General features: G+C 74.5%; 10 protein-coding genes and 1 pseudogene. 8 read left to right on the top strand and 3 right to left on the bottom strand.

What is annotated here, in order from left to right; all coding sequences use genetic code 11:
* Positions 1 to 237: pseudogene (locus ACZ55U_RS20615) on the bottom strand (IS110 family transposase); the annotation flags it as partial.
* 50 nt (positions 238 to 287) lie between these two features.
* Between ACZ55U_RS20615 and ACZ55U_RS20610 the strand changes: the two are divergent.
* From ACZ55U_RS20610 to ACZ55U_RS20595, 4 genes are all read left to right on the top strand, one after another.
* Entirely contained in the window at positions 288 to 1,106 is an 819-nt protein-coding gene (locus ACZ55U_RS20610) for an AfsR/SARP family transcriptional regulator (RefSeq protein ID WP_465527591.1), read from the top strand.
* Positions 1,107 to 1,166: 60 nt separating this feature from the next.
* Positions 1,167 to 1,955 (top strand): SDR family NAD(P)-dependent oxidoreductase, encoded by a 789-nt coding sequence (locus tag ACZ55U_RS20605; protein WP_465527590.1) that lies wholly within the window; start codon positions 1,167 to 1,169, stop codon positions 1,953 to 1,955.
* Positions 1,956 to 2,017: 62 nt separating this feature from the next.
* Positions 2,018 to 4,306, top strand: a complete 2,289-nt coding sequence (locus tag ACZ55U_RS20600) for a condensation domain-containing protein (RefSeq protein WP_465527589.1) — start codon at positions 2,018 to 2,020, stop codon at positions 4,304 to 4,306.
* Between the two features lie 28 nt (positions 4,307 to 4,334).
* Positions 4,335 to 4,769, top strand: coding sequence for an SRPBCC family protein (locus tag ACZ55U_RS20595; RefSeq protein ID WP_465527588.1), 435 nt, complete (start codon positions 4,335 to 4,337; stop codon positions 4,767 to 4,769).
* A gap of 73 nt (positions 4,770 to 4,842) precedes the next feature.
* On the opposite strand, the gene ACZ55U_RS20590 is transcribed toward ACZ55U_RS20595, so the two are convergent.
* Positions 4,843 to 5,364 (bottom strand): winged helix-turn-helix transcriptional regulator, encoded by a 522-nt coding sequence (locus ACZ55U_RS20590; protein WP_465527587.1) that lies wholly within the window; start codon positions 5,362 to 5,364, stop codon positions 4,843 to 4,845.
* A gap of 118 nt (positions 5,365 to 5,482) precedes the next feature.
* Here ACZ55U_RS20590 and ACZ55U_RS20585 point away from each other — a divergent pair, with 118 nt between their 5' ends.
* Positions 5,483 to 5,980, top strand: coding sequence for a hypothetical protein (locus ACZ55U_RS20585; RefSeq protein ID WP_465527586.1), 498 nt, complete (start codon positions 5,483 to 5,485; stop codon positions 5,978 to 5,980).
* A gap of 61 nt (positions 5,981 to 6,041) precedes the next feature.
* On the opposite strand, the gene ACZ55U_RS20580 is transcribed toward ACZ55U_RS20585, so the two are convergent.
* Positions 6,042 to 6,935, bottom strand: a complete 894-nt coding sequence (locus tag ACZ55U_RS20580; protein ID WP_465527585.1) for a hypothetical protein — start codon at positions 6,933 to 6,935, stop codon at positions 6,042 to 6,044.
* Between the two features lie 343 nt (positions 6,936 to 7,278).
* On the opposite strand from ACZ55U_RS20580, the gene ACZ55U_RS20575 reads away from it, so the two are divergent.
* The 3 genes from ACZ55U_RS20575 (at position 7,279) to ACZ55U_RS20565 (ending at position 9,846) form a co-directional block, all read left to right on the top strand.
* On the top strand, positions 7,279 to 8,361 hold the full coding sequence (locus tag ACZ55U_RS20575; RefSeq protein ID WP_465527584.1) for a helix-turn-helix transcriptional regulator: 1,083 nt from the start codon (positions 7,279 to 7,281) through the stop codon (positions 8,359 to 8,361).
* Between the two features lie 184 nt (positions 8,362 to 8,545).
* On the top strand, positions 8,546 to 9,187 hold the full coding sequence (locus ACZ55U_RS20570; RefSeq protein WP_465527583.1) for a hypothetical protein: 642 nt from the start codon (positions 8,546 to 8,548) through the stop codon (positions 9,185 to 9,187).
* Positions 9,187 to 9,846 carry an RICIN domain-containing protein gene (locus tag ACZ55U_RS20565; RefSeq protein ID WP_465527582.1) on the top strand — a complete coding sequence of 220 codons (660 nt, stop codon included), beginning with the start codon at positions 9,187 to 9,189 and terminating at the stop codon, positions 9,844 to 9,846. The genes ACZ55U_RS20570 and ACZ55U_RS20565 overlap by 1 nt, the downstream gene beginning before the upstream one ends.
* The last annotated feature ends 108 nt before the right edge of the window (positions 9,847 to 9,954 follow it).

The raw sequence follows: 9,954 nt of genomic DNA, 5'->3' as shown, positions 1-9,954 counted from the left end.
GCCCATGCCGGGCATGGACTCGATGATCTCGGCGCGGTCGTCGGTGCGGAAGGTCTCGCGGATCTCGCGGTCGTTGTCCTTGATCCGCTCGTCCAGCGCCAGGAGTTGGTGGGCCAGGTCGCAGACCAGCTTCGCGGCCCGCTTCTCACCGGGCAGTTCGGCCATCTGCGACTGCGCGGCCTCCACCGCCTTCGCGGCGACGACATCGGCGCCGCGGACCTTGCGGCGCTCCAGCCATCAGCCACACCCGGTCCTCCCGGACCGCCTCACATTCTTAGGGAACCGCCATGCACCTCAAGGTCCTCGGCCCCCTCACCGCCGACCTCAACGGCATCTCCGTCGTCCCCACCGCCGGCAAGCAGCGCCAGATCCTCGCCCTCCTCGCGCTCTACCCGAACCGCATCCTGCCCACGGCCACCCTGATCGAGGAGATCTGGGGCGACGACCCTCCCAGACAGGCGCTCACCACGATGCAGACGTACATCCTTCAGCTGCGCCGCCGGATCACCCAGGCCCTCGGGCCCACCCCGCACACCACCGCCAAGGACATCCTCACCACCCGGCACGGCGGCTACCAGCTCTCCACCCACCCGGACGACCTGGACGTCCACACCTACAACCTGCTGACCACGCAGGGCCAGCACGCCTTCAACCACGGCCGGGACCACCAGGCCGCCACCCACTTCCGCCACGCGCTGGCGCTCTGGCACGGCCCCGCGCTGGTCGACGTCCGGCCCGGGCCGATCCTCACCATCGAGATCATGCGCCTGGAGGAGAGCCGGCTGATCACCCTGGAGCGCCGGATCGACACCGACCTGCGGCTCGGCCGGCACAACGAGCTGATCCCCGAGCTCACCCACCTGACCCACCAGCACCCGCACCACGAAGGCCTGCACGCCCAGGCCATGGTGGCGCTCTACCGGGCCGGCCGGCAGACCAGCGCCCTGACCACCTACCACCACCTGCGCCACCGGCTGACCACCGAGCTCGGCATCCAGCCCTCCCCGCACCTCCAGCACCTCCAGCACGCGATCCTCACTCTGGACCCGGCCCTCAGCTCACCCACCACGGCCCACCCGACCACCTACAACCTGTACCCGGCCTGAGTCCCTCCGGCGGGGGCCGCCCCCGCCGATCTCTCCCCGCCCTCACCCACAGGACGCGCCATGACCACCGCACCCGAGAAACCCCTCGCCCTCATCACCGGCGGCACCCGCGGCATCGGTCTCGCCATCGCCCGCGAGCTCGGCAGCCGCGGCCACCGGGTCTTCATCTGCGCCCGCACCGCCCGGGACATCGACCAGGCCCTCGCCGGACTGCGCGACGAGGGCCACCAGGCCGACGGCCTCACCTGCGACGTGCGCGACCCCGCCCAGGTCGGCGAGCTGATCCGCCACGCGGTGACCGAGTACGGCCCGATCACCGTCCTGGTCAACAACGCCGGGCGCACCGGCGGCGGCCCGACCGCGACCACCACCGACGACCTCTGGTACGACGTCATCGACACCAACCTCAACGCCGTCTTCCTCGTCACCCGGGAGACCCTCCGGCACGGCCACATCACCAGCACCACCCACCCGCGGATCATCAACATCGCGTCCACCGCCGGGAAGCAGGCCGTCACCCTGGGCGCGCCGTACACCGCGAGCAAGCACGCCGTGATCGGCTTCACCCGGGCGCTGGCCAAGGAGCTGGCACCCACGGGCACCACCGTCAACGCCATCTGCCCGGGCTACGTCCAGACCCCGCACACCACCAGGATCCACCACGAGTACGCGACGGCCTACAACACCACCCCCGAGACCATCCACCGGCACTTCCAGGCGCACATCCCGCTCGGCCGCTACACCACGCCCGAGGAGGTCGCCTCGCTGGCCGGCTACCTCACCAGCCCGACCGCGGCCAGCATCACCGCCCAGGCGCTGAACGTCTGCGGCGGGCTCGCCACCCAGTAACCCCGGTGCTGTCCCGGCCGGTCCACGGGAAGGATGAGGGCTCCGGTGCCCGCTGACCACTCATGACGAACCGTCAGTTCTCCAGCGCACCCGTCACCTTGCTGGTGGTCGGCGCACCAGCGCCCGAGCCCTGCCTGCCCGCCCCCCGGCCTCCGGGACCGCTGGACGCCGGGGCGGTGCGCGCCGCGCCGGCCGGCGGCCCCGCAGCCCGGACCCGACTTTCCTCCGAACAGCCCGCGGCGGCGCAGGAGTTCACCCTCGTCGAACTGCACCGCCCTTACCCAGCGGAGAAGTTGCGCACCGCGCTGCGGGCCGTCGTGCCGCAGCCGCCCTCCGGGCCGGCGCCGGACCTGCTCTGGCAGCGGACGGTGGACGGCCCGGCCGGGCTCGACCGGGTGCTCGCCGAACTCGGGCGCGGCCTGGCCACCGGCCCCCCGCTCCGGGCCGTGCTGGTCGAGGACGCCCGGGACGGCCGGCGACGGCTCTTCGTCGGCCTCGCCCCCGGCCCGCCCGCCCGCGCCGTCGGCCTGCTGGAGGAGCTGCGCGACGCCGTGGCCCACCCGCCGGAGCCGGTCACCGTGCCGACCAGCGCCCTCCAGCGCGAGCTGCTGCGCCAGGTCATCGGCGCCCCGCGGCCCGACGGACGGCACGTCGAGCAGCTCTCCTGGAGCTGGCACGGGCCGCTGGACACCGACCGCTTCACGGCGGCCTGGCAGTCCGTGTTCGACCACGAGACGGTGCTGCGCGCGGCCTTCGACTGGGACGAGGGCGACGCCGGCGAGCCCTGGATGGTGCTGCACGAGCACGCCGCCCCCGAGGTGACCCGGCACCGGCACGACGCCGCCGACTGGGAGGAACTGCTCGACAGCGACCGCCGCCGCGGCTTCGACCTGCGCCGCCCCGCCCTGCTGCGCGCCACCCTGGTCGACGCCGCGCCGCAGGCCGGGGCCGGGCCGGTCACCCGGGTGCTGCTCACCTACCACCACGCGATGCTGGACGGCTGGAGCGTACGGCTGCTGCTCCAGTCCTTCTACCGCGCCTACCTGACCGGTGGCGTGCTGCCCGGCGGCGAGCGCCGGCCCGACGTACGCGACCACGCCCGCTGGCTGGCCGGCCGGTCCACGGACGCGGCGCGGCAGTTCTGGTCGACCCGGCCGGCCGCCGGCTCCGTCCTGCCGCTCGTCCCGGACCCGCTGCGGCGCGGCAGCGCGCGCACCAGGCGCCGGCTCACCCCGTACGAGGCGGTCCGGCTGCGCGGCTGGGCGGCGGCCTGGGGCGCGGGCGAGAGCAGCGCGCTCCAGGCGGCCTGGGCGCTGCTGCTGTACCGCGCCGAGCAGTCGGACCGCCCCCGCCGCCCGGGCCGGACCGGCCGGGCGGTGCGGGTCGGCTTCGCGGTGACGGTCTCCGGCCGGGGCATCCCGCTGGACGGCATCGACCGGCTGCCCGGCGCCCTGCGCAACCCGCTGCCGATCTCCGTACGGGTGCACCCGGGCACCACCGTGCCGCAGTTGCTCGCGGCGCTGCGCGACGGGGTGCTCGACCTCGCCTCCTACGAGTGGGTCTCGCCCGGCCAGGCCCACCGCTGGACGCCGGGCGCGCGCGGGCAGCGGCCGAACAGCCTGGTCGTGCTGGAGCACCAGCCGACCACCGCGCACCACCTGCGGCTGGAGAGCGACCTGGCCGCGCACGGCATCCACGTGGGGAGCCCGGTCCCGGCCGGCACCCTCACCTCGTACCCGATCACGCTGGCCGCCCACTACGACGCCACCGGCGGGCTGGTCCTCACCACCACCCACGACCGCGCCCTGCTGGCCGACCGGGACGCCGTCGAACTCCTCGACCAGAGCGCCCACCTGCTGCGCTCCTTCCCGGACCTGCCGAGCGGGCTGGGCACCACCGAGGTGCTGCGCTCCACCCTCGCCGGGCAGCCGGCGCCCCGGCTGGGCGAGCCGGCCGGCGCCGCCGCGAGGTCCGGGGAGACGGCCGCTGCGGCGGTGCGGCTGGACGTGCTGTGCCGGCCGGCCCGTCCCGGCGCGGGCTGGGTCCTGCTGCTGCCCCCGCCCGACGCCGCGCCCACCCGCTACCGAGGCGCCACCCGCGGCTGGCCCGGCCCGCAGGCCCTCGGCGTGCTGCGCCCCGCCGGGGACGGCCCGCCCCCGGCCGCGTACCGCCCGGTGCTCGGCCCGCTGCTGGAGTCGCGAGCGCCCGTCGCCCTGGTCGCGCCGCCGGGGCTCGGGGTCGCCGCGCACGAGATCGCCCGGTGGGGGGCTCCGGCGCGTGCGCCGCTGGTGGTGCTGGTCGAGGACGACGGCGATCTGACGGCGGTGGCGAGCCTGCTGGGGCGCCGTTGAGGCCCCGCTGCCGCTAAGGTGACGGACCGTGGCCCGTTTCGTCCTGATCCGCCGTTCCCCGCTGCCGCCCGCCGTGTGCTGGGAGCGACTGACCGCCTGGCCCCGGCACGGTGACCGGGTGCCGTTCACCCGGGTCCGGGTGGCCCGGGGCACCGGCCGGGAGGTCGGCGACCTCGTGCTCGCCCGGACGGCCCTGGGGCCGCTGCGCTTCGACGACCCGATGGAGATCACCGAGCTGGTCGCCCCCGGGCCGGGGCGGGACGGGCGGTGCCGGCTGGTCAAGCGCGGCCGCCCGGTGCGCGGCTGGGCCGAGCTGCGGGTCCGGGCGGCCGGCGGCGGCAGTGCGGCGGTCTGGACGGAGGAGCTGACGGTCACCGGCCTGCCCGGGCCTCTCGATCCGCTCCTCTCCCGGGCGGGCCGCCTGGTCTTCGGCCGGGTGCTGGACGACCTGCTGGGGGCGTAGGCCGGCTCGGCCGCACCCGGTCCGGGCAGCGCCCGCGCTTCCGGGCCGCGGGCCGCTCGGCCCGCCCGCCCGCTCAGGACGGCAGGAAGCGGGCGCCGGGGCCGGGGCTGCGGTAGACGGAGTCCGGGGACAGCCGGGTGTGGCCGGCGGCGCACTCCAGGACGAGGGTGACGGGTGCGTCGCAGCCGTGGCGGTCGTCGGCGGGCCCGTCGTGCTCCTCGGCCGCGCCGTGCCGGACGACGACCGACGGTCCCTCCTCGTCCGCGAGGTACTTGTCACCCCACTCCAGCAGGGCGATCACGGTGGGCCGCAGGTCGAAGCCCTTCCGGGTGAGGCGGTACTCGAAGCGCTGCCGGTCGCCGGGCTCCTGGTACGCCACCCGGTGCAGCACGCCTGCGGCGACCAGCCCGTCGAGCCGGGTGGAGAGCAGGTTGCTGGCGATCCCCAGCCGGGTCCGGAACTCCCCGAAGCGGCTGACACCGTCCAGGGCCTCCCGCACGATCAGCAGTGACCACCGCTCGCCGACCGCCGCGAGCGCGCGCCCGACCGAACAGTTCGCCGGGTCGATCCGCCGTTGCTTCCGCTGCTCCGCCATGGCTCGATCGTAGCCCGCCCGCCGCACCTGGGTTGACAATCTCCACTCAGCCGGGGCTAGGCTCCGGCACAGCTGAGTTGAGAAATTAAACCCAGGTGACCTCCAGGAGGCGACGGCCATGCCGATGCTCGACGTCCACATCCCCGATGGCGCCCTACGGCCCGAGGCGGAAGCGGCCCTGCTCAACCGCATCACCGAGATCCTGATCCGTCACGAGGGCTTCGACCCCGCCGACCCGGCCACCCGCGCGGTGTCCTGGCTCTTCCTGCACCGGCCCGCCGCCGTCTACGTCGGCGGCGAGATCGCGGACGCCCCGCGCTACAAGGTCGTCCCGTCCGTGCCCGAGGGCCAGCTCGACGCCCACAAGCGCGCGGGCGTCATCGCCGACGTCACGGAGGCGATCCTGGACGCCGAGGACGGCGCCTGGCCACGTGACCCCGGCCGGATCTGGGTCTTCCCCACCGAGATCCCCGAGGGTCACTGGGGCGGCTTCGGCGAGGTCAGGCCACTCGCCGCAATCCTCGCCAGGCTCACCGGCCACGACCGCGAACGGGCCCGCGCCCTCGCCGCTCGGCGCATCACCGAAAGCCGCGCCGAGCACGCCCGGCTGCCGTAGGGCGCCGCTTGGGCCGCACCCTCCGGCGCGGCCCGCGCCCGGCGGGCCGGGGCGCCCCCGGTCAGCTCTCCTCCCGACCGCCGCGGCGCCCGGACCGGGCCGGGCTCCGGGACCAGGCCAGGTACTGCTGGCGGACGTACCGCCGCGCGTCCTCGCCGTCGGCGGCGGTGACGCCGTCGTGCTCGGTGAGGCGTCCGGCGGCGAACCGTGCCTGCCCCGCCTTCGCGAGGGCGGTGTCGCCCTCGGCCAGAGCGGCGGTCCGGTCGGCGAGCGCGGCGCCGCGCAGCAGGTACTCGCGCCGCTTGCGGGGCGGGCTCTTCTCAGTGCTCCGCCAGGCCGCCAGGCGCCTCTCCTCCTCCTCGACGCCCGGGGCGTCCGCGTACGCCTCCTCGACCGTCGGCACCGGGCCGGCCGGCACGGCGCGCACCGGCTCGGGCGGCAGCCGCGGCAGCCCGTGGAGGGTGAGCACCGCGTTGGCGAACCCCGGTTCGTCGACGGGCAGTCCGCGCCGGCCGAACAGGGCGAACAGTTCGGCCAGGGCGGCCGGTTCGAAGCCGCGCGGCCGGTCGTCCTCGGTGACGTCGACCCGGCCGAGCAGCGGGCCCCAGAACCGGCCGGGCGGGTCCGTGAGGCGCAGCCGGAGGATCACCTCGTGGCCGCTGGTCTCGATCTCCTCGTGGAACTCCATGGCCAGGCCGCGGATCTCCGACCAGGCGTAGCGGCGCGGGACCAGCAGCCGGACCACGGTGAGGCCGCCCTCCTCCTCGCGCAGCCAGAAGGTGTGCGGCACCCCGACGGCGACGGCGACGGCGATCAGCACGCCGATCACGGTGGCCACCCCCGGGCTGGTGGCCCCGGATCCGCCCAGCGCGACCAACGCGACCAGGGCCAGCGCGCAGCCGATCCCGATGTTGCTCCCCCACCGGCGCATGATCGACAGCCGTATCGTCCGCATCCCGCCCCCTGGTGCCCTTGGTGTGGCTCCACGCTCCCGGGAGCGCCACGGCCCGGGCAAGCGCCGGTGGAGAGCTGTGACGGCCCCGTGACGAACCCGCAGCACGGCGGTTCGGCAGCACCGCCCGGCCGGCGAGGTCGAGCAGGGCGTCGGCGCCGTAGCACCCGGCCGCCAGGACAGCACCCGCACCGGGTCGCGGACCGCCGCAGGAGCGCGGCGAAGAGGACGTAAAAAGTCTTGCAGGTAAGGACTTTGACGCTACGTCACGACGCCTCGGAAGATGGAGTGGTCACGTCGGCCAACGTGCGAGTGGGAGTACGAACTACGTGCTAGCGTCCCCCTCATGGGACGACGCGGGGCTCGTGGGGTGGCGGCACGGTCGGCGATCGAGGGGATGCGGGAGCTCGCCGGGGCGGGGCTGACGGCGCCGGAGGTCTTCCGGCGGGCGGACGAACTGCTGAGGCCGGTGCTGGAGTTCGACGCGGTGTGCTGGCACACCGCGGATCCGGCCACCGGGCTGGTGAACTCGGTGCAGAGCGAGGACCTGACCCTCGACGGGTTCGAGCAGGCCGTGCGGCTGGAGGTGTGGGAGGACGATCTGGCGACCTTTCCCAAGATCCGGCGCAGCGGGGTGAGTGCCGAGACGCTGAGCCGGGTCACCAGGGGGCGGCTTGAGGAGAGCGTGCGGTTCCGGGCACAGATCTCGCCGGCCGGGTTCGGGGACGAGCTGAGGGCGGTGTTCGACGCGGCCGGCGGCATGTGGGGGTGCGCGGCGTTCCTCCGGGCCCCGGACCGGGGCCCGTACCTGGAGCGGCACCGCGAGGTGGCCGATGCCGCCGCCCGGCACCTGGGCCACGCACTGAGGGCGTGTCACGTGCCGGCCGGAGCACCGGACGGGCCGGAGCCCGCTCCCGCGGTGCTGGTGCTGGACCGGCGCAACCGCCTCCAGGCCCTGTCGGGACCGGCCGAGGAGCTGCTCGCCCGGCTGGCCGACCCCACCCCGAGCTCGCTCACCGTCCCGACCAGCGTGGCGATGGCCGCCGAGCACGCCCGCCGGACGGCGCACGGGCTGGCCGTGCCGCAGCTGCCGGTGCGGGTGCGGACCCGGGACAACCGCTGGTACCTGCTGCACGGCGCCGCCCTGCGCGGCGGCGAGGCGGCGGACGCGGTGACGGTGGTGGCCTCACCGGCCTCACCGGCCGAGGTGATGCCGCTCTACCTGGCCGCGTACGGACTGACGGCCCGCGAACAGGAGGTGGCGCTGCTGCTGGTGCGCGGCAGCGACACCCGGGACATCTCCCGGGTGCTCGCGATGGCCCCCTACACGGTGCAGGACCACCTGAAGTCGGTGTTCACCAAGACCGGAGTGGGCAGCCGCCAGGAGCTGGTCGCGCGGATCATGCTCGGCGAAGGCGGCCGCTGCTGATCCACGCCCCCGCAGGCGCGCCCCGGCAGGCGCGCCCCGCTGGTGTGCGCCCCGCTGGTGTGCGCCCCCCAGAAAGCTGGGATGGAGGGAACCCCGCCGCGAACGTGAAGATTTCCTTCACGGGGTTTTACGCCATGAACATGGCGTATCGGAGCGCGTCCCTTTCCACCGGAGGATCACCTTCATGAGTTCCCGCACCACGCGTGCCAGGCGCACCGCCCTCGCCTCTGGAGTCGCCGCGCTCGTCGCGGTCACCGGCCTCGGCCTCGGCGCCGCGCCCGCGCACGCCGACACCGCACCGCCGACCGCCACCTGTGACCCGGCCAAGGACTACCTCTGGGAGGACATCTCCTCGGTCCGCGTCGAACCGACCGTCACCGAGTTCCTCGCGGTCGCGATCGCCCCCGGCACCACGGGCAGCTACACCAAGACCCTCAGCGAGGTCGACTCGGTGAGCACCACGATCAACTCCAGCACGGAGGTGAGCGCCGAGTTCAAGGCGATCTTCGCCAAGGTGAGCGTCAAGGTCGGGTTCTCGGTGTCCAGCACCAAGGCGACCACGCGCACCACCACCGTGACCGACACCGTGAACTTCAACAGCCCCGGCTACTACGGCCTGTACCGCGGCACCCGCAAGGTCTCCGGTGAGTGGGTCCGGTACATCTGCGCCCGCAGCGGCAACACCGGCTACTGGGTCAACACCAATCCGAGCGGCGTCGGCACCTTCACCACCTTCGACGTCCCGGAGCAGGGCACCGTGGCCTGCTCCTTCCCGGAGCCGGCCGGCACCCTGCGGGCGGCCGCGCGGGCGCGGCTCGTCTGCTGATGACCGGAACCACCCGACCGGCCGCCCGACCCGCCCACCGCGAAAGCGAGTCCACGATGCCCCGTCCGCACCGTCAGCGCTCCCGCACCCGCCGCTCCCTGAACGTCCTCGGCACGGTGGCCGTCTCCGGCGCCCTGCTGTTCACCGCCGCCCCCGTCGCCCTGGCCGCCCCCGCGCCGGCCGACGGCCTCGCCGCCGACCCCACGAGCAACTACTCCTGCGACCACCGGCTCAACCGCATCATTCCGGGCGGAGGCGGCGTCCAGCGGCCGCTGACCGTCGCACTCTCCCCCGGCAACCACGGCTCGGTGATCCAGTACCAGCGCGAGGACCAGTCGAACCAGCTGTGGACGGTCTGCCGCAAGCGGGATTCCGACGGCCGTGAGCTGGTGTACCTCCAGGACGCCTGGCGGCGCTGGTGCATGGCGGTCGATCGCTGGGGCCAGGAGAACGGCAACTGGATCATCACGCAAGGCTGCGTCGACGAGGACGTCCCCAGGAACCAGTCGTTCTGGATGGTGAAGGTGGCGGGCAGCAACCTGTTCGCGCTCCAGGCCCAGGTCTCCGGCAAGTGGGTCGCCTCCTCGGCCCACACCAACGACATCAGCCAGATCGTCCAGGACAGCAAGCCGGACCTCTACTACCTGGAACCCGCCTGACAACCCGTCGGTGAGACCGTGGGCGGGGAGGACCGGGCCTCCCCGCCCACACTCCGGCCGCGTCGGAAGGGAGCCGTGGGGACGGAGTGGCAGAACGCCCGGACCGGG

This window comes from Kitasatospora sp. NPDC034533 (assembly GCF_055575155.1).
The sequence above is the reverse complement of the archived record's forward strand: the minus strand, read 5'-3'. Positions and strand labels throughout refer to the sequence as shown.